Below are 18,875 nucleotides of genomic sequence, written 5' to 3' on the forward strand. Positions count from 1 at the left end.
ACGAGCGCCTCGCCGTGTAATCATCTTACATACACCGCTCTCCAGCATCATGCGTATTGCGAATAAAAACGTGACAAAAATCACATAAAATGGAGGTGAATCTTCCCGGCATACTTCCACAAGCGCAGAATAAGGGTAAGCGGTTACACTAATGAAACCCAATCAAAACGAGCGCCAAGGAGAGATTCATGTTGAAGATACTCGTCACGGGTGGAACTGGTTACATAGGTAGTCATACCTGCTTGCAGCTTATCGCTGCCGGGATGACCCCCATTTTGTTGGACAATTTGGTTAACAGCAGAGAAAGTGTCCTAGAACGTATCCACACTCTCAGCGGACAACGCCCTCTGCACTATCACGGTGATGTGCGAGATGCCGACCTGCTTGATCGAGTTTTTGCCGACCAGCAAATAGATGCCGTAATCCACTTCGCTGGCCTCAAGGCTGTAGGTGAATCAGTACAAAAACCTCTCGAGTACTATGACAACAATGTCAGCGGCACCTTGGTGCTATTGCAGGCTATGCGACGCGCCGGGGTCAAGACCTTGCTATTCAGCTCATCTGCCACCGTTTATGGTGAACCAGAGACTATGCCCATCACCGAGGAATCGCCAACCTTTAGCGCCACCAACCCTTATGGTCAGAGCAAGCTGATGGTGGAGCGTCTCATCAAGGACTTTGCACGATCAGCTCCCGACTGGTCATTAACCCTGTTGCGCTATTTCAATCCGGTAGGAGCCCATCCCAGCGGCCTGATGGGCGAAGATCCCCAGGGCATTCCCAATAACCTGATGCCTTATATTGCCCAGGTGGCAGTGGGCCGCCGTGCCAAACTCGCCATATTTGGTGATGACTACCCGACACCGGATGGTACCGGCGTGCGGGATTACATTCATGTCATGGATCTAGCCGATGGCCATGTTGCAGCCTTGAAACATACTCTTGGGCAAGCTGGCGTCCATGTTTACAACCTGGGCTCTGGGCATGGCTACAGCGTCCTAGACATTCATGCCGCCTTCTCCAAGGCCTGTGGCCGCGAACTGCCTTATGAGATCGTGCCGCGCCGCGCCGGGGACATAGCGCAGTGTTGGGCCGATCCAACACGAGCCTACAACGAGCTGGGGTGGAAGGCTCATCGCACGCTTGATGAGATGACGGCCGATACCTGGCGCTGGCAATCCCAAAATCCGAACGGTTACCCCCTTCCATGAATGTACAGAACGAGACAGGCCTTCCTATGCAATTTGAACCGACCGATCACCCCCACCGTCGTTACAACCCATTGATCCAGCAGTGGGTTCTAGTTTCTCCCCACAGGGCTAAGCGCCCTTGGCAGGGGCAGCAGGATGAACCCGATCGCACCCAGCGATCAGCTCACGATCCGGATTGTTTCCTCTGCGCCAGCAACACTCGCGTCACTGGTGACAAAAATCCGGATTATCAGTCGACCTTCGTCTTTACCAACGACTTTGCAGCCCTGATTGTTGATACTCCGATGGCCCCAACCAGCGAGGATCCCCTCTTCCAGCTAGAGAGTGCGCGCGGCACCAGCAGGGTAATCTGCTTCTCACCGGATCACAGCAAGACCTTACCCGAGTTGTCCGTCCCCTCCCTCACCGCCGTGGTCAACACTTGGTGCGAGCAAACTGCAGAGCTGGGGTGCGACTACCCCTGGATCCAGGTATTCGAAAACAAGGGAACCATGATGGGTTGCTCCAATCCCCACCCACACGGGCAGATCTGGGCCAACGACTTCTTGCCCAACGAAGCCGCGCGGGAAGATGATGCCCAACGGGAGTATTTTGCAAAAAATGGTCGTGCCATGTTGCTCGATTATGTGGAGCGCGAACAGGCTGACGGCCGCCGTACCGTAGTGGAAACGGAGCACTGGCTGGCAGTGGTGCCCTATTGGGCGGCCTGGCCCTTCGAAACCCTGTTGCTTCCCAAGTTTGCGGTAACACGTCTACCGGCCCTGACAACACAACAGCGTGAAGACCTCGCGCTTGCGCTCAAGAAGCTGACCAGCCGCTATGACAACCTGTTTCAGTGCTCCTTCCCCTATTCGATGGGATGGCATGGTGCGCCTTTCAATGGCGAGGAGAATGACCACTGGCAGTTGCATGCCCACTTCTACCCGCCCCTGCTGCGCTCTGCGAGCGTACGCAAATTTATGGTGGGCTATGAAATGCTGGCGGAAACACAGCGTGACCTGACGGCAGAACAGGCGGCCGAACGCCTGCGTTCCGTCAGTGATATCCATTTTCGTGAACAGGTTTGAGGTTGAGATATGAGTATTGAATCGCCACGCAGCGTGACTGAACGCACCTTTTACACCCAGTACGGTTATCCCCCTACCCTCGCCATTCAGGCTCCAGGGCGTGTCAACCTCATCGGGGAACACACGGACTACAACGACGGCTTCGTGCTCCCCTGCGCCATTGACTATCAGACAGTGATCAGTGCGGCCCCCCGCCAAGACAGCCTGATCAGGGTGATCGCTGCCGACTATGACAACCAGCTGGATGAATTTGACTTGCGCCACCCCATAGAGCCGCGCCCGGAATACCTGTGGGCCAACTATGTGCGAGGTGTCGTCAAATATTTGCTATTGCGAGGCTGTCAACTGACCGGGGCTGACCTGGTGCTCAGTGGCAATGTACCGCAGGGAGCCGGTCTGAGCTCTTCCGCCTCTCTGGAAGTGGCGGTAGGACAGATCTTCAAAGAGATGAATCACCTCGACATCAGCCAGGCAGATATCGCCCTGAACGGACAACTGGCGGAAAACAGGTTCGTCGGTTGCAACTGCGGCATCATGGATCAGTTCATCTCCGCCCTGGGTCAGCAGGATCATGCCCTGCTGATCGATTGCCGTAGCCTGAAAACCCGTCCTGTAAGCATGCCGGCCGACATTGATGTGGTCATAATCAACTCGAACGTACGCCGGGGCCTGGTGGATAGCGAATACAATACCCGCAGAGCACAGTGTGAAGAGGCCGCACGGCATTTTGGGGTCAAGGCACTGCGCGACCTGACTATGACCCAGTTCACGGAGCGAGCCAACGAACTGGCTCCTGTCGTCGCGAGCCGTGCACGCCACGTCATCTCCGAGAATGAACGAACGCTGGCAGCGGCCGATGCGCTTGCCAATGAAGACATGGTCATGATGGCCGAATTAATGGCAGCCTCTCATGCCTCGATGCGTGATGATTTTGCCATCACAGTGCCCGCCATTGATGCCCTGGTCGACATAATCAAAGATATCATCGGCAGTCGTGGTGGTGTGAGGATGACAGGTGGCGGGTTTGGTGGTTGTGTGGTTGCATTGGTTCCACAGTCACTGACAGCAGCATTGTGCGAACAGGTTAATATTCGTTATCCCCAAGTAAGCGGTCTGGCCCCGAGCATCTATATCTGTAAGCCCTCAGCCGGAGCCGGCCTATTCTGATATCTTCGCTGACACCTCAATATTGTAGTGGTCAACTATTTCCAAACTGGTCATGGTATAGCCGTATTGCTAAGCGATGAGCATTGGACTTAGTTTAGTTAAACAACGCTCTCAGTAAGCAGCTTTGATTAACATGTGGATAATACAATTGAACCAAATCTCAGATATATGTTATCTCTATGAACCTACCTCAGGGACTGCTCCGGCAGTCCCTTTTTCATGGCGCTTTCCGACCAGGGATCCAATTCGTATCAGTTAAAACTACAGAACAACAAGATATCAAGGCGTTACGTAGTGCTCGCCAGCTCATAGTTGAGCAGCGAACAGCTCTGGCTAACCAACTACATACATTCGCCACTTGGGCACTCAGATGCCGTTTTGGGGAGGGGCGACCATCCCATTAGCTATAGTCCGGTGCGCACAACGGCACATTCATCAACTCGAACAGGGAGTCGAGTAGTCCCTGAGTGGCCCGCAGAGTGAGGTTGAAAATCCCCTTGAGCATCAGGAAGGTGCAGATGGTCTGGTCGGTGTAGAGCTGGTTGCGGCCCCGTCGCCCGTGTTGGTTTTGGTGAAACCAGTTATCCATGGCGCCTGCATCAACCCAGAAGGTGAGAGAGCCACGGCTAATCAGAGACTTGTTGTATTGAGGCCAGTTGGTAATGGGGTGAAGCGACTTGCCCATGATGCAGACTTGAAGAGGATCGTGGTGATCAGCTCACGGTAATGACTCCAATCAGTTGAAATGGTGTCTTTCTATAAAGGCACCAATCACTTTCTCGTGGAGCTCAACGGAACGAGAGAAGCAGATGGTCTTGCGAGCCAATCGCTTGATGCGCGTTCTGAGCGTCAGGTTGTTACGCTCGATACGCTGGGTGAATATCTTCCCGGTCAGATGCATCTCGCTCGGCACCTCTCTGGCATAGCTTCCCCAGTCATCACTGGTGATAAAGCCTATCTGGAACGGAGAAAGCAGGCTCAGCAACCGACGGCATGTCTCATCGTTGCGTGGGCCAAAGGTATATGCCACGACTCGTTTTCTCTTGGTATCAAAGGCATACCAAAGCCAATGTCGATGCAGTTTGTTGCCAACATAGGCCCATTGCTCATCAAGTTCACAGATAAGCGCCACGTCATCGAGCCCCCCCTTTTCGGAGGTTACTTGCCTTGGGGTGAGTTTTTTAGGGTGCGTATGACGGTGTTGATGCCAATCTTGAGGACGCGAGCAGTATCACGAACACCTGAGCCGTTGAACGCCATATCAACAATCTTGTCTTTGACGCCAGGCTTGCGGGCTTCATAGGTGTAGGTGAGCTGAAACACGTGCGGACAGACGGGGCAACGATAGCGAACATGGCCAGCAGGGGTCTTACCATGGCGATATACGTGGTCAGAGTTGCAACGAGGACAGTGAACGGGGATGGATGCCATGAAGCTGTCGGTCTCAAAAGAGTTCATCATATCAACTCAACCGATCGGATGCATCACCCACAAAAGCAAGCAGACCGAGCGATGGTTGAAGAAGAACCCCAAGTTCTGCTTGGTGTTCCAGCCAGTTTACAGCCCTTGGGTTAATCACATAGAACGGCTGTGGCACAAGTTACATGAAACCATCACGCGCAATCATCAATGTAGAGGAATGGCCAGCCTGCTGGCCCGAGTGAAACACTTCATGGATACCGTGTCTCCTTTCGCCGGGAATGGCTATGGCACAGCGAAGGTGTAGCACTATTAGGATCAGTTATTTAGAGCCCATGAATTAAGTGTAAACATTACCTTATCAGTTGACTACGCCCGAAATTACGCTCACCTCGTACTTTCGAACGTAATTTAAATAAATACGCAGTCCTCTCCAAGAATTTATAAAATTTCTCATTGTGTAGGTCAGCATCTCGGCGATCAAATCGATACTCTGCATCATCAGGGAAATGCACCAAAGACGCATAATCAGGGTATGCGAGCCTCAATGCACTACACCAAGCTTTACGGATGCGTGTAGCCATGTTATCCGCATCGAAATTAGAGTAATCCCCAAGATGACCATAATCATCTCGGTTAAATAGTAGCACCACGTGATAATGAGGATACTGGCTTGTTACTTGCTCCTTCACCCAGATAAATCCCAAGAAGAATGGTTTACCAGCCTTACCCTTACGGTGACGTGCCGCCTGTATTTGGCTTTTTAGTGAAGCTATAAAGCGCTTAATCACCCTTTCCTCCTCTACCTCCGGTGGAAAGCTTGTCGGCATGTCCGGATCATCCATAACTGGTATCTGGGGAAAGCGTAGATCAACGCGCACTGCAAACACTCGTGGGTAGCGATGCAAGAAGTTCATGATCACACCTAATGACGTTTCCAATTGTTCATGTGATATTTCGCCATACTTGGCTTCTGCATCAATTCGCAAGTTTTCTAGCTCGTCGGCTATTAAATGATACCCAACAATTGACTTCATATACAGACCTATTGTTCGCATGGAATATCCATGCCTTGGGGTTAGATACTCAGGTGACTTCACTTATCGTAATTAATGAGGATTGCTACGTAAAACTTTACGGACAACTGATACCTTGCTCTCTTATCAAACCACTAGGTTTATATATCAACCAACATTTAGCACCCTGTGCTTTACATATGCTTCGCTATGCAGATGTATACGGCTAATGGCTTGTCTCTGATGTACAAGCCTGATGTGCATCTGATTGGTATACACGAAGTGTATATATCACATATTCTCGTTCACATACCCTGTGATACACTCTGATGGTGTATCACTCTCACCCTCGATATATCTCCTACCCCCTCTACCTTGTTATACACCTTGGTGTGTATATCCTCTACGCCACATTTACCTTGTTATACACTTCGCGTGTATAGTAATACTATTACCAAACTAAGTAGCCGACTAAATCACCGAGAAAATCGCAGTTATTTTCTATAAGTTCTCGATAATACCGAGCATTAGGACAAAGAAGTTACTCTGAACTTAGCTCGATACCTCCTCTCTAGCGGATACCTTCGAATCAATCCATTCTATTACGTCACTCTGCTTCCAAGCGACTGCACGAGCCCCTAAAGGAGCGGCTCTAGGAAATGCCCCCTTGCTCATCAAGCGATAAATTGTCGCTTTGGATAAGGTAGTCATTTCGATGACTTCTTTTAGCTTAATCAACTTCATGTTCTCTCTCCGTTATTTCTTCATAACGAAGGACCTCATGTGAAAAATTACCATCCGAAGAAAACCACTATCTAGCCGATCTAATCTCAATCTCATTAATTCGTAGAGTAAATTCACTACCTCCCACAACTGAATAATAAAGCCCGGCCTCCACTGAACTTTGCGATAAATTCATGAAGAAATAACTTTACTGACACACAGTAATTCATAGCACACCAAACAATATCAGGAACCAAACCACCATATACATAGATAGCTTAAAACCAGATACCACAGACACTGGTTGACATAGCCTGCACCAGGCTAGACATAAAAAACACGTGAAATGCATCACGAAAATCAACAAAAACCACTCATGAAAGACGCAATAAAAACTACAATGTAGTTTTAAGTTATTGGGGTAAAAGCATGGCGGTCTGGGCGGATGGAAAAGTTGTCAGAACACAGTTATTCGACAGATACTTCGTTGATTATCTTTGGTATAGAACATGTGAAATAAATTTGTACTCAGTATGTATAATTCCTGCAGCTGAAAATCTTGAAAACGAATTATTAAGAGCCAGCTTAGATCCTAACGCCCAAAGATTCATGTCTGATAATGATGTTAGAGACAATTCAACACTTAACCTCGACCGATTTATCAAAGTAATTCATAACGAATATACCCAAGTTTGTATTTCCAAGGGTGACCTACATTGGATAGATGACAAAAATACCAGATTGATTTTTTATATATGGCGAACATTAAGTCATTTAATATTAGAGAACACCTCTAATAGGATGTTCGGTTTCGATCTTAAATATGATTTTTTACACACAATGCAGCCAAACAACAGCAAAAAAATGGCGAGAATGGATGATATTACCAACGAAAAAATAAGCACATTCTTAATCGCTTGCTGTATAAATAGATTGAGAGTTAGCAAGGCCACTAAATTACAAATACTAGACCACATAAAACAGGCAGCTTCATACACTCTAAAAAATAAAGAAATAACTAACTGGCTAAGCAAGGATGAACATCAAAAAACAACGTGGGTATTTGACTACTTACTTAATATCAAACCAAGATATATACCACTAGTACTTCCTGGTTCAATTGGAGTTCGAGATGATATTATTTCATTTTTTGATGTGACGCGCACATTAAATGAGGATAGCTCAAAACTTATTGCACTCACCATGAAAAAAACATGGAGCCAGAGAAAATACCGAGATAAAAACAAAGAAAAGAAACAATACAGTATAAACATGAGCCAAGACATTGGCGATATTCTTGATAAACTTAGCTTAGCTAGAAATGAAAATAAAAATGCAATAGTTGAGGCCCTGATCAGGGCTGAGTATGAGAAGATAACGAGACCTTGAGCTTTCTACAACAATACGACAAGGAAATCACTTGGCATTTCCTTGCCGTATTTAGCCATAGTTCCGGTGTTGGCAACTAACTTTTCTCACATTAATCATGAACCATAATAGTCTCAGATATAATTGATGTGATTTATCATTGGTATCTATTTCCTGAAGTTTATAGTAACAACATTGTCTGGAATTGTATTTTCTGTTGTAGTGAGCTTTTCAATATACTCACCCCATTTTTCAAAAAGCCGAGCTACCTGTTCCGCACGTTTACCCGCTTGATAAGTAGCAACGAGACGATCTCGCTTGCTGTGATTAAGAGCAAGTTCAATCACACTTTCATTTGCATCCAAATACTCTGCACAACAGCTAGCAAAGCTACGCCGTAAATCATGGACGGTGAATTGCTCACTTTGGGCCATAGAAATAGACCTTACCTTATTTATCACCCAACGAAGGGCATTGCCATCAATATGACCTTGTCCAGCTTCGTGTTCTCTTATTGCCTCAAAAACCCAAGGACTGCCACTGCTAATAGCTCGTTGATGAGCAAGGATCTCTAGAGACATCTTATGAAGCGTGACCGTATGCTCTTTACCATTCTTGGTATTACTGGCAGGAATGATCCATTTGTTGCCAATAACTTGCTCCCAGGTCATGCCCGTAGCTTCTCCACGGCGAACACCAGTTAACAAAATCAAACGTAAACAATTTGACTGAGATGGATGGAACCCTCCTTCTGATAGCCCTTGCCAAAAAGAAGCGACTTCCTCACGACAAAGCCAACGTTGACGAGGAGGTGGCGCCTCAGCCCCAATTGTTGATGGCTTAATGGTTCGAGCTGGATTCAGTTCGAGCAATTCTAGGTTCACAGCATGATCTAGCATCTGAGCACAGATAGTCAGTGCCTTTCGCGCAGCCTGTATGCTGCGCCCTCGAACCTTAGATAAGTGAGCAAACAACACTGCTCGCGTCACATCTTTCAGTAACAGACTACCAATGGCTTTGCTTATATATAGTCGGTGTGTGTGACGATAGGCTTCAACGGTAGATGCTCGGGCAGGCCTGGCAACTTGCTTCCACTCCAACCACTCTTCAAAAAACGCATCAAATGTCGGCATAGCCGACCGCTTCACTTTGGATGCTTTGGCAACAGCAGCAGGATCTTCTCCTGCCTTAACCAAAGCAACAGCCTTACCGTGCTCAACTCGCGCAGCCGCCAAGCTCATTGCTGGGTAAGAGCCCAATGTGAATTTTCGGGCCTTATTATTGATACGATAACGGTAAAGCCATGTTTTAGAACGCCCACCACTGCGAACCTCGATACACAACCCACCACCAGCCCCACTAGCAACAGCAACCACCTGTCGTTGGCCATCCTCCGCCTTCAAATTGGCGATTTCCCGATCTGTCTTAAGCGCCACCCTAGCCCCCTTTGTTCAAGCTGTGTACACAATAGCATTTTGAGTACGCAACTGCGTACACAAACTACTTGGCTACCAGTGATTCCACCTGAAACGTCGTGAGACCAAAAACTCTTTAATTTATTGATAATAAAGAGGTTGAATTAAAAGATGAGACTTCATGACATCCATGGAGACTCACTCAAGACCAACTTCCTGTTCAACGTCTAATCCCATGACAGGCCAGCATTTGCTGGCCTGTTTTTTATCTGCCATTGCCCGGGCAATCATGGCAATGTCTTAAAAAAAACCAGATTGTTGGGCTTTTGCGCAACAGAGACCAATAACTGGTCAAACGCACTCAAATTGCGTTTTTCTGGCAAAAAAAGGGTTGACGCCCCAGAGCCAGATACGCATAATTCGGCCCGCACGGTGACGAGGTAACGACTCACCGGAAGCAAGGTTGGCTATGTAGCTCAGTTGGTTAGAGCATCGCACTCATAATGCGGGGGTCACAGGTTCGAATCCCGTCATAGCCACCATCTCTAGTTGGGGTATCGCCAAGCGGTAAGGCAGCGGGTTTTGATCTCGCCATCCCTAGGTTCGAATCCTAGTACCCCAGCCATTTTTGAAAGGTGTTTGATAGTTTCTGTCAGGCATCACTGTTGGGGTATCGCCAAGCGGTAAGGCAGCGGGTTTTGATCTCGCCATCCCTAGGTTCGAATCCTAGTACCCCAGCCATTTTTGAAAGATGTTTGATAGTTTCTGTCAGGCATCACTGTTGGGGTATCGCCAAGCGGTAAGGCAGCGGGTTTTGATCTCGCCATCCCTAGGTTCGAATCCTAGTACCCCAGCCATTTTTCTGTTCTCTTCCACATCAGTGGTTGATAACAAACGGCTATGTAGCTCAGTTGGTTAGAGCATCGCACTCATAATGCGGGGGTCACAGGTTCGAATCCCGTCATAGCCACCATTAATATTGCGGAAGTGGCGAAATTGGTAGACGCACCAGATTTAGGTTCTGGCGCCCTAGGCGTGAGAGTTCGAGTCTCTCCTTCCGCACCATTAATAGCAGTACCAAACAGACCAGCTCACGCTGGTTTTTTTGTGTCTGAAATTTGCCTCTCTCCAGTTTTTCTCTCGCTCCTCTATTAACCCAGCTCCACGTTAATTCACGTTCACGTCCCTCTTCATTTATTCCGAGCACGCCTTGCTATTCTTGTCTCCCGGCCACAAAAAAGCGGCCCGCAGGCCGCTGGTGCACACATTCATCATCCCGGTTATCAGAACGGGAAGAACCAGGGGATCGCTACCACGCTGACCGCCATCACCAACAGGGTGAATGGCACCCCGATACGGATAAAATCGGCAAACTTGTAGTTGCCCGGCCCCAGTACCAGAGTATTCACCGGTGACGAGACCGGCGTCATAAAAGCGGCCGAGGCGGCAATGGCAATGGTCATGGCAAACGGATAGGGCGATACCCCCATCTGCTGGGCCGTACCCAGCGCAATGGGCGCCATCAGCACTGCGGTGGCGGTGTTGGAGATAAAGAGCCCGATCACCGCGCAGAGGGCAAACAGGCTGGCCAGCATGACCCGCGGCCCCATCTCCCCTACCGCATTGATCAGACCACCGACGATCAGATCCACCCCGCCGGTTTTTTGCAGCGCCAGCGCGAAGGGGAGCATACCGACAATAAGGATCAGGGTCGGCCAGTGGATCGACTTGTAGGCACTCTCCATGTCGATGCAGCGAAACTTGCCCATCAGCAGACAGGCGATCAGCGCGGCAATCACGTTGGACACCGGATCGGTCACCATCAGCAGGATCATCACTCCAAGACAGAAGAGGGCATGAATAGCCTGACTGCGGGCGGGGGCCATCTCGTCCACCTCGGCCGGCAGCCCCATCAGCAGAAAGTCGCGGCTATGGGTCTGCAACTGTCTGATGTGGCTCCAGTTCCCTACCACCAGCAGGGTGTCCCCCATCTGCAGCGGCTCGTCCACCAGCTTGCCTGCCAGCGCTTCACCGTCGCGGCGCAGCCCCACCACGCTCAGGCCATAGCTGGAGCGGAAGGTCACCTCACGCACGCTTTTACCCAGCAGCTTGGACTCGGGGATCAGTGACACCTCGGCCATCCCCACCTCCCGCGCCTGATCGGAGAAATACTCCCCGCGCAGGATCATGGGTTCAAGCCGCGCCTCGCTGCAAAACGCCCGCACATCCACCTCGGGGTCTGACATGTCGATCAGCAGCACATCCTTGGCCTGGAACTCACTGATCCCCGACACCGGCACCATCACCCGGCGAAACTTGCGCCAGCGCTCCACCCCGATGACGTGGGCACCATAACGGGCGCGCAGTTGCAGCTCGTCCAGGGTATGACCAATCAGCGGGGAGTCCGGCCGCAGCGCCAGACGACGGGCCCGGCCAGCCAGTCGGTAGTCTCGGATCAGATCGCGCAGGGTGCGGCGCCCGGTCGGCTTGCCTTTGCCCTCTTCTCCCTCGCCCACCAAGGAGCCGCGCACCAACAGCATGTAGAGGATGCCCAGCCCCAGGATCAGCAGGCCCATGGGGGTGAAATCGAAGAAGCTGAAGCCGTGAATGCCGTGACGCATCAGCTCGCTGTTGACCACCATGTTGGGAGGCGTGGCCACCAGCGTCATCATGCCGCTGATCAGCCCGGCAAAACCGAGGGGCATCATCAGGCGACCGGCCGGGATCCCCATCCGGTTCGCCACGCTCAGCACCACCGGGATAAAGATGGCCACCACTCCGGTGCTGCTCATCACCGCCCCCAGACTCGCCACCGCGACCATCAGCAACACCAGCAGCTTGGTCTCGCTGCTACCCGCCACCTTCACCAATGCATCCCCCACCTGATAGGCGATGCCGGTACGCACCAGCCCCTCACCCACCACAAACAGGGCGGCAATCAGAATGACGTTGGGATCGCTAAAACCCGCCAGCGCCTCTGGCAGGGTGAGGGTGCCGCTCAGCACAAAGAGGATAATGATCAACAGGGCGACCACATCCATCCGCACCTTGTTGGTCATAAAGAGATAGATGGCGCCAGCCAGCAGACAGAGCACCCAGACAAGCTCAGAATTCAATACAACCTCCTTTTATCACGTGATTCTCCTCCCGGAGAGTGGACTCTATCAGACCACAGCCACGGCGCTATCATCTTGCTACATATCAATAAAGTCCGGCCCATCGGGACCCCATAACCCATCACTGCTGGAATAACCGGGCAGCAGCGGCGATTTCTTTGATATGGGCCAAGTACGGGGCGGACAAAAGTCCTGCCCCTCCTCCCCCTCACCCCTTAGAATGGCCCCCTCGCATACTAACCCTCATGCCCAAGGATCAGAAAATGAGCATATTCGAGCTGTTCAGCATCAATAACACCCTAGTGACCATACCGCTGGGTGGCGGCTATGCCATGTCATGGATTGAAGCCATCGGTACCCTGTTCGGGCTGGCCTGTATCTGGTTCGCCAGTCAGGAGAAGACCATCAACTACCTGTTTGGTCTGATCAACGTCAGCCTGTTTGCCATCATCTTCTTCCAGATCCAGCTCTACGGGCTGTTGATGCTGCAGCTGTTCTTCTTCTGCGCCAACGTCTACGGCTGGTACGCCTGGACCCGCCCGGCCAACGAGCAAGGGGATACCCTGCAGATCCGCTGGCTCAGCAGATCCAAACTGATGGTGACCGCCGCCGTGAGCGTGCTGGCCATCGCTCTGCTGACCCGCTATATCGACCCGGTCTTCGCCACCCTGGCACGCACCTCGGTCTCCCTGCTCAACCTGTTTGGTGCCAACCTTGCTACTCCCGAGCCCTCCCCTGATGCCTTCCCGTTCTGGGATGCCAGCATGACGGTGCTCTCGGTGGTCGCCCAGATCCTGATGACCCGCAAATACGTGGAGAACTGGATCCTCTGGGTCGTCATCAACATCATCAGCATCGGTGTCTATGCCGCGCAGGGCGTCTACGCCATGTCGCTGGAGTACCTGATCCTGCTGTTTATCGCCGCCAACGGCACTCGCCTCTGGGTGATTGCCGCCAAGCGCCAGCCACAAGGTCTGTAAGCCATGAGTCTGTTACCCCATCTGCAGTGCCGCCCCGACCAGATTGCCGAGCGGGTGGTACTGTGCGGCGACCCGGCCCGGGTCGACCGCATCGCCAGCCAGCTCGAACAGTGTGAAGTGCTGGGGCAAAACCGGGAGTTTCGCCTCATCAACGGATCCTATCAGGGGCAGCCCATCACGGTTTGCAGCACCGGCATTGGCGGTGCCTCGGCCATCATAGCGCTGGAGGAGCTGGTGCAAGCCGGTGCCCACTCGCTTATTCGGGTCGGCTCCGCCGGTGCCCTGCAGCACGACATCGGGCTGGGCGACCTTATCGTGGTGGAAGGAGCAGTACGCAATGAGGGGGCCTCGCAGGCCTATCTGCCCGCCGAGTACCCCGCCTGCGCCGATATCTGGTTGCAAGCCGCCCTGCTCAACCATTTAGCGACTGGCAGCCAGCCTCATTGGCACGGGCTGGTACGCTCCCACGACAGCTTCTATCGAGATGATGAGCAGGAGGTGTGCCGCTACTGGCATGCCCGTGGCGTACTGGGCGCTGACATGGAGACCGCCTCCCTGTTGACCGTGGGTCGCCTGCGCAAGGTGCGGGTCGCCGCCGTGCTCTGCAACGTGGTGTTGTTCGAGCAGGATGTGCAGCAAGGGGTGGCGGATTACGCCAGCGCCGAACAGGCGATGATGGCCGGGGAGCAGCACGCCATCGCAGCTGCCCTCCACGCCCTGGTGCAATAAACCGTAAACCGTTAACTGCGGCACATCCGCTACCGTGCGGGCTGGTATCCGGCCCGCACTCTTGCTAGCCTCATGGCCCTCGTCATCCGGTGCGACAGGCAAGTCATGCAGCAACAGCCCTACCCCCTCGGCCGTTTTCACGCCGAACTCCAGCAGCTTGAACCCCGCTTTGCCGCGGCGCTCGACGCCTGCACCCTGTTTCTGCGCCGTTACCTGCCGGGCGAATTGATCATGCGGCAGGGGGAGCTGAGCGAGCAGCTCTATCTGGTGGGCGCAGGGCGGGTCTCCCTCAATAGCGCCGTCCACTCGGGCCGCATCTTCCAGCTCGGCGAGATTGAGTGTCACAGCCAGATCTTCGGCGAAATGGAGTTCTTCAGCGCCACCCCGGTGCAGTGGAACGTGGTGGCCGAAACCGAGCTGGACGCCCGGGTCATCTGCGCCCACAAGCTGGCCCAGCGGCTGCTGGCAGAACCTGAGTTGACCCTCTTTTTCGCCGCCGCACTTGCCAGCGACTATCTCGATACCCTGGAGATCACCACCAGCCGGCTGCTCCACCCCATTGCCTACAACATCGCCTATGAGCTGTGGCGAGAACGCCAGCGCACCCCCATGCTGGGGTCACGCACGCGGGCCCATGAGGCGGCGCGCTTCGGCACCACCGAGCGGGTCTACCGCCGCGCCCTCAAGGAGCTGGTCGAACAGGGCATAGTTGCCGACGGCAGCAATGGCCCCGTTATCGCCGATCTGGCCAGGCTGCGCGCCTATCTCGATCTTTGATTTCCATTCACCTCATTTCGATTCACCCTGTCAGGAGTCACCATGTCTGCCCATCCCTATCCCGAATTCACCTTCTTCAGCCGCTTCGTTGCCGACATTCAGGCGGGCCGCAAGACCATCACCATCCGCGACGAGAGCGAAGCCAACTGGCAACCCGGCCAGCGGCTGGTACTGTTCACCAACCCGGAGCACCAGCCCTTTGGCACCATAGAGGTGCTCTCGGTCAAGACGGTCGCCTTCGATGAACTGAACGACGAGCACGCCCGTCAGGAGAACATGACCCTCCCCGAGCTCAAACAGGTGATCCGCGATATCTACCCCGATCTGCCGCCGCTCTATGTGATTGAATTCCAGCTGCTTGAAGCCTGATTTTGTGAGCTGCCTCAGCTAACGCCGGTTGCGCTTTCTGGCTAAAAGCGCAAAATAACTGTTTTTATATACAGTCATTAGTGCGTTATGGAAACACAACTTGAACCGGCCATTGCGGCCATGGTGACAGAGTTCATTGCCGCAGGCCGCCCCAAGGCGAGCAGCCTGAGCTGGCAGGAGCGGCGTGAAGGCTATCTTGCTTCAGCCATATTGGGTGGTGAACAAGAGGAGGTTGGCGCTGCCGAAGAGTGGCAAAACGGCCATTATTCCGTTCGCCTTTATCAGCCAGCGTCCACCTCAAGTGCAAGCCGTCCGGCCCTGATCTACTTTCATGGCGGCTGTTTTGTCAGCGGTGAGTTCGACACTCACGACCGCCAGATGCGGATGCTGTGCAATCGCGCCGAGGCACTGGTGTTCGCGGTACATACCCGCCTTGCCCCTGAACACACCTATCCTGCAGCACATGACGATGCAATGGCTGCTACGCTCGCCATCATGGCCGATGTGGAGAAATGGCATGGGGATCCGGCAAGGATTGCCCTTGCGGGCGACAGTGCCGGCGGCCACCTAGCCCTGATCACCACCTTACGACTCAAGGAGCGAGGCGCCCCCTTGCCCGCAGCCCAACTGCTCATCTATCCGATGCTCGATGCTGCGGGCGACAGTGACAGCTATCGGCAGCTAGGGGATGACTACCTCATCACCCGCGACATGCTGTTAAGCGGTTTTCACGCCTATCTGGGGGAGCAGCCCGTCACTCATCCCGAAGCCAGCCCTCTCCACCATCCGGACCTGTCAGGATTACCGCCGACCCATATCGTAACGGCGGAATATGATCCGCTGCGCGATGAGGGGGAAGCCTTCTATCGCAAACTGCTGCAAGCCGGTGTCACGGCTACCTGTCAGCGGCAACTGGGTGTTATACACGGCTTCTTCCAACTGACCGGAGTCAGCCCCGCGGCGCGTCAGCTCATTGAACAGCTCTCACTGCTTATCAAGAGACTCTGATTTGGCCTTTGCCGAGCGATGTGTTAATAGTGTCCTCTTTTGAATCAGGGAGGTGACCCGAGTGTTTGAGATAGCGAGCCTGAAAGAGGGGATGATGCACGGGGTCGAGCTGTTCCAGCTGCTGCTGGAGATCATCTCCATCGCCTGTGTGGTGATAGGGCTTGGCAAGACCCTCTGGCTGGCGGCAAGAGTGCGGGATCACCAGCCCGGCTTTCCGCGCATTCGCCTCTGCTTTGGCAGCTGGCTCATTCTGGCGCTGGAGTTCCAGCTGGCCGCCGACATCCTGGCCACCACGATCGCGCCGAGCAAGGAGGAGCTGATCCGCCTCGCCATCATTGCGGTGATCCGCACCTTCCTGAACTACTTCCTCGGCAAGGAGCTGGAAGCACAAGCGGAGCGCCAACAAGAGAAGGCAGAACGCCAGCAGGAGCAGCGCAGCGAACAGGCCAAGACTGCTCAATAACCAGTATTCCTGCATAGCATCAGCGCCAAGTGCCATCCCGACCACAGCCGTGGCCCGGGATGGCACCTTTGTGACCCTTCCCGCACTTTTGGCAATCAGTCAACTATGGAACCCTTTTCAAGGTTTCCCCTGCCCTGTCGAGTACCCGTTCATCTGCGTAAGATAGAAAATCTTCTCCCCTAACCGGCCAAGCTGATGAATACGCACTCCCTTCACACGCCCGATATCGACCTCAATAGCTGCGTCATCTACCAGATCTACCCCATGAGTTTTCAGGACAGCGATGGCGACGGCATGGGCGATATCAACGGCATCCGCCAGCGCCTCGACTATCTGGCCACCCTCGGGGTCGATATGCTCTGGCTCACCCCCATCTATCGCTCCCCCAAACGGGACAACGGCTACGATGTGGCGGACTACCGTGCCATCGACCCCGCCTTCGGCACCCTGACCGAGATGGAGCAGCTGATCGCCGAAGCGGCCGCTCACGGCATCGGCATCATGATGGATATCGTCGCCAACCACACCTCCACCGAGCACGAGTGGTTTGTGAAGGCACTGGCCGGGGATCCCTGCTATCAGGACTACTACGTATTTCGCGACCAAGCCTTTGTCAACGCCCACCCCATCACCTCGATTTTTGGTGGCAGCGGCTGGCAGTATGTGCCGGAGCTTGATCGCTACTACCTGCACAACTTCGATCCCAGTCAGGCCGATCTGGACTGGGATAACCCGGCGGTGCGGGCCGAAATGGCGGCGGTGATCAACTTCTGGCTGGGCAAAGGGATCAAGGGATTTCGCTTCGATGTGATCGATATGGTGAGCAAGGAGTGGGACCGACTGGCCATGAGCAATGGCCCGCGCCTGCACGACTATATCCGCGAGCTCAATGCCGCGAGCTTCGGCGGCAAAGGGATCATTACGGTGGGGGAGACCTGGGGGGCCGATCTCGCCCATATGCAGAACTATTCGAACCACGACGGCAGCGAGTTCAGCATGGTGTTCAACTTCGAGCATCTGGGGCTCGGCAGTGACAAGTGGTCATCCCGCTTCGATCCCCTCGCCTTCAAACGAGCCATGGCCCGCCACCAGCAAGGGCTGCACGGTCAGGGCTGGAACAGCCTGTTTCTCGGCAACCACGACCTGCCCCGCGCCGTATCACGCTTTGGCGATGACAGGCCAGAGTGGCGTGAAACCAGCGCCAACCTGTGGGCCATGGTGCTGCACATGATGCAGGGCACCCCCTTCATCTATCAGGGGGAGGAGCTCGCCATGACCAACCGCCACTGGCAGCCGGGCGAGCTGCGCGATGTGGAGGCCATCAACTACCGCGCCAGCCAGTCAGGGCTGGATCCTGCCGAGCTGAGTCGGCGGCTCGATGCCATCGGCCGCGACAACGCCCGCACCCCGATGCAGTGGAATGCCGGCCCCCACGCCGGTTTCAGCGCCACCACACCCTGGATTGCCCTCAATGCAAACCACGTCGAGATAAATGCTGACGAACAGCTGACCCGCCCCGACTCGCCGTTTCACTGCTATCGCCAGCTCATCGCCCTGCGCAAGGCCTACCCGGTCATTCGCCACGGCAATTTCGAGCTGCTGGATGGGGACGACCCCGAGCGCATCAGCTATCGCCGCCACTGGCAGGATCCGGCAAGCGGAGATCGGCACACCCTGCTGCTGCTCGCCAATCTCACGGCCAATCCCTTGACGATGCCCCACTTCGACAAGGTGACAGACGAGATGCAGTTGCTGCTGGCCAATTACCCAAGCGAACCACTGCCACTCTTCGCCCCTTATCAGTGCGCCATCTGGCTGCAAGTGGAGCGGAGTTAACCCCGTGCTGACGGGCCATGTCAATGGCCCGTCAATCGCCCCCCGCCGGTTATCAGCAGAAAATCACGCCCCCACTAGGCGGGATTAAATTAACCACTATTACTGACTTATTAATTGATTATTTATCCCGTTTGATACGCTCTCATTGCCCCTCTTACTATGCCTGCGACCTATCCATTGCCGATGCAACCATCGGCCTTCAAACTGGCAT

The 18,875-nt window shown here is 53.6% G+C and carries 16 protein-coding genes, 6 tRNA genes and 3 pseudogenes; 19 read left to right on the forward strand and 6 right to left on the reverse strand.

Annotation, left to right across the window (positions count from 1 at the left end):
* Positions 1-191: 191 nt before the first annotated feature.
* The 4 genes and pseudogenes from galE to ACB040_RS01975 form a co-directional block, all read left to right on the forward strand.
* Entirely contained in the window at positions 192-1,211 is a 1,020-nt protein-coding gene (gene galE, locus ACB040_RS01960) for a UDP-glucose 4-epimerase GalE (RefSeq protein ID WP_204524411.1), read from the forward strand.
* 26 nt (positions 1,212-1,237) lie between these two features.
* Positions 1,238-2,278 carry a galactose-1-phosphate uridylyltransferase gene (gene galT / locus ACB040_RS01965; RefSeq protein WP_042080899.1) on the forward strand — a complete coding sequence of 347 codons (1,041 nt, stop codon included), beginning with the start codon at positions 1,238-1,240 and terminating at the stop codon, positions 2,276-2,278.
* Positions 2,279-2,287: 9 nt separating this feature from the next.
* Complete coding sequence (galK, locus tag ACB040_RS01970; protein ID WP_252657424.1) at positions 2,288-3,445, forward strand: galactokinase; 1,158 nt, start codon at positions 2,288-2,290, stop codon at positions 3,443-3,445.
* 230 nt (positions 3,446-3,675) lie between these two features.
* Positions 3,676-3,789, forward strand: a pseudogene (locus ACB040_RS01975) (IS110 family transposase); the annotation flags it as partial.
* Positions 3,790-3,848: 59 nt separating this feature from the next.
* Here ACB040_RS01975 and ACB040_RS01980 read toward each other — a convergent pair.
* Positions 3,849-4,130: pseudogene (locus ACB040_RS01980) on the reverse strand (transposase); the annotation flags it as partial.
* A gap of 51 nt (positions 4,131-4,181) precedes the next feature.
* Positions 4,182-4,876, reverse strand: a protein-coding gene (locus tag ACB040_RS01985) for an IS1 family transposase (protein WP_162849160.1) whose coding sequence is annotated in 2 segments (ribosomal slippage) — positions 4,182-4,630 and positions 4,630-4,876 — 696 coding nt in all. Because the reading frame shifts where the segments join, the coding sequence is not laid out codon by codon here.
* Positions 4,877-4,928: 52 nt separating this feature from the next.
* Between ACB040_RS01985 and ACB040_RS01990 the strand changes: the two are divergent.
* Positions 4,929-5,171: pseudogene (locus ACB040_RS01990) on the forward strand (transposase); the annotation flags it as partial.
* Positions 5,172-5,217: 46 nt separating this feature from the next.
* Here the strand turns inward: ACB040_RS01990 and ACB040_RS01995 are convergent.
* Positions 5,218-5,901 (reverse strand): inovirus Gp2 family protein, encoded by a 684-nt coding sequence (locus tag ACB040_RS01995; protein WP_257688016.1) that lies wholly within the window; start codon positions 5,899-5,901, stop codon positions 5,218-5,220.
* 531 nt (positions 5,902-6,432) lie between these two features.
* Positions 6,433-6,624, reverse strand: coding sequence for an AlpA family transcriptional regulator (locus ACB040_RS02000; RefSeq protein ID WP_257688017.1), 192 nt, complete (start codon positions 6,622-6,624; stop codon positions 6,433-6,435).
* A 408-nt stretch (positions 6,625-7,032) separates the two neighbouring features.
* Here ACB040_RS02000 and ACB040_RS02005 point away from each other — a divergent pair, with 408 nt between their 5' ends.
* Complete coding sequence (locus tag ACB040_RS02005) at positions 7,033-7,992, forward strand: hypothetical protein (RefSeq protein WP_257688158.1); 960 nt, start codon at positions 7,033-7,035, stop codon at positions 7,990-7,992.
* 146 nt (positions 7,993-8,138) lie between these two features.
* On the opposite strand, the gene ACB040_RS02010 is transcribed toward ACB040_RS02005, so the two are convergent.
* Positions 8,139-9,407 (reverse strand): site-specific integrase, encoded by a 1,269-nt coding sequence (locus ACB040_RS02010; RefSeq protein ID WP_257688159.1) that lies wholly within the window; start codon positions 9,405-9,407, stop codon positions 8,139-8,141.
* Positions 9,408-9,851: 444 nt separating this feature from the next.
* Here ACB040_RS02010 and ACB040_RS02015 point away from each other — a divergent pair.
* From ACB040_RS02015 to ACB040_RS02040, 6 genes are all read left to right on the forward strand, one after another.
* Positions 9,852-9,928, forward strand: a tRNA-Met gene (locus tag ACB040_RS02015).
* Positions 9,929-9,936: 8 nt separating this feature from the next.
* Positions 9,937-10,011 (forward strand) — tRNA-Gln (locus ACB040_RS02020).
* 41 nt (positions 10,012-10,052) lie between these two features.
* Positions 10,053-10,127 (forward strand) — tRNA-Gln (locus tag ACB040_RS02025).
* 41 nt (positions 10,128-10,168) lie between these two features.
* Positions 10,169-10,243 (forward strand) — tRNA-Gln (locus ACB040_RS02030).
* Positions 10,244-10,282: 39 nt separating this feature from the next.
* A tRNA-Met gene (locus ACB040_RS02035) sits at positions 10,283-10,359 on the forward strand.
* Between the two features lie 8 nt (positions 10,360-10,367).
* Positions 10,368-10,451: transfer RNA gene (locus ACB040_RS02040), tRNA-Leu, on the forward strand.
* Positions 10,452-10,669: 218 nt separating this feature from the next.
* Here ACB040_RS02040 and ACB040_RS02045 read toward each other — a convergent pair.
* Positions 10,670-12,502, reverse strand: coding sequence for an SLC13 family permease (locus tag ACB040_RS02045; RefSeq protein ID WP_338772246.1), 1,833 nt, complete (start codon positions 12,500-12,502; stop codon positions 10,670-10,672).
* Between the two features lie 263 nt (positions 12,503-12,765).
* Here ACB040_RS02045 and pnuC point away from each other — a divergent pair, with 263 nt between their 5' ends.
* The 7 genes from pnuC to ACB040_RS02080 all read left to right on the forward strand — a co-directional run bounded on the left by pnuC (position 12,766) and on the right by ACB040_RS02080 (position 18,664).
* Positions 12,766-13,482: a nicotinamide riboside transporter PnuC gene (gene pnuC, locus ACB040_RS02050; RefSeq protein ID WP_139460484.1), complete on the forward strand. Its 717-nt coding sequence runs from the start codon at positions 12,766-12,768 to the stop codon at positions 13,480-13,482.
* Positions 13,483-13,485: 3 nt separating this feature from the next.
* The gene (locus tag ACB040_RS02055; protein ID WP_338772247.1) at positions 13,486-14,211 is read left to right on the forward strand and encodes a nucleoside phosphorylase; all 726 of its coding nucleotides are present in this window, start codon (positions 13,486-13,488) and stop codon (positions 14,209-14,211) included.
* A 105-nt stretch (positions 14,212-14,316) separates the two neighbouring features.
* Positions 14,317-14,988, forward strand: a complete 672-nt coding sequence (locus ACB040_RS02060) for a Crp/Fnr family transcriptional regulator (RefSeq protein WP_371153073.1) — start codon at positions 14,317-14,319, stop codon at positions 14,986-14,988.
* 42 nt (positions 14,989-15,030) lie between these two features.
* Complete coding sequence (gene yqfB, locus ACB040_RS02065) at positions 15,031-15,357, forward strand: N(4)-acetylcytidine aminohydrolase (protein WP_371153074.1); 327 nt, start codon at positions 15,031-15,033, stop codon at positions 15,355-15,357.
* Between the two features lie 87 nt (positions 15,358-15,444).
* Positions 15,445-16,365: an alpha/beta hydrolase gene (locus ACB040_RS02070; RefSeq protein ID WP_338772250.1), complete on the forward strand. Its 921-nt coding sequence runs from the start codon at positions 15,445-15,447 to the stop codon at positions 16,363-16,365.
* Between the two features lie 61 nt (positions 16,366-16,426).
* Positions 16,427-16,828 (forward strand): DUF1622 domain-containing protein, encoded by a 402-nt coding sequence (locus ACB040_RS02075; protein ID WP_338772251.1) that lies wholly within the window; start codon positions 16,427-16,429, stop codon positions 16,826-16,828.
* Positions 16,829-17,023: 195 nt separating this feature from the next.
* Entirely contained in the window at positions 17,024-18,664 is a 1,641-nt protein-coding gene (locus ACB040_RS02080; RefSeq protein WP_338772252.1) for an alpha-glucosidase, read from the forward strand.
* Positions 18,665-18,875 lie beyond the last annotated feature (211 nt).

The organism is Aeromonas sp. S11(2024) (assembly GCF_041402345.1).
Lineage (GTDB): Bacteria > Pseudomonadota > Gammaproteobacteria > Enterobacterales > Aeromonadaceae > Aeromonas > Aeromonas veronii.

Coding starts and splice junctions, on each gene's coding strand:
- galT (WP_042080899.1), top strand. CDS start 1,238: ATGCAATTTGAACCGACCGATCACCCCCACCGTCGTTACAACCCATTG.
- galK (WP_252657424.1), top strand. CDS start 2,288: ATGAGTATTGAATCGCCACGCAGCGTGACTGAACGCACCTTTTACACC.
- ACB040_RS01995 (WP_257688016.1), bottom strand. CDS start 5,901: ATGAAGTCAATTGTTGGGTATCATTTAATAGCCGACGAGCTAGAAAAC.
- ACB040_RS02000 (WP_257688017.1), bottom strand. CDS start 6,624: ATGAAGTTGATTAAGCTAAAAGAAGTCATCGAAATGACTACCTTATCC.
- ACB040_RS02005 (WP_257688158.1), top strand. CDS start 7,033: ATGGCGGTCTGGGCGGATGGAAAAGTTGTCAGAACACAGTTATTCGAC.
- pnuC (WP_139460484.1), top strand. CDS start 12,766: ATGAGCATATTCGAGCTGTTCAGCATCAATAACACCCTAGTGACCATA.
- ACB040_RS02055 (WP_338772247.1), top strand. CDS start 13,486: ATGAGTCTGTTACCCCATCTGCAGTGCCGCCCCGACCAGATTGCCGAG.
- ACB040_RS02060 (WP_371153073.1), top strand. CDS start 14,317: ATGCAGCAACAGCCCTACCCCCTCGGCCGTTTTCACGCCGAACTCCAG.
- yqfB (WP_371153074.1), top strand. CDS start 15,031: ATGTCTGCCCATCCCTATCCCGAATTCACCTTCTTCAGCCGCTTCGTT.
- ACB040_RS02070 (WP_338772250.1), top strand. CDS start 15,445: ATGGAAACACAACTTGAACCGGCCATTGCGGCCATGGTGACAGAGTTC.
- ACB040_RS02080 (WP_338772252.1), top strand. CDS start 17,024: ATGAATACGCACTCCCTTCACACGCCCGATATCGACCTCAATAGCTGC.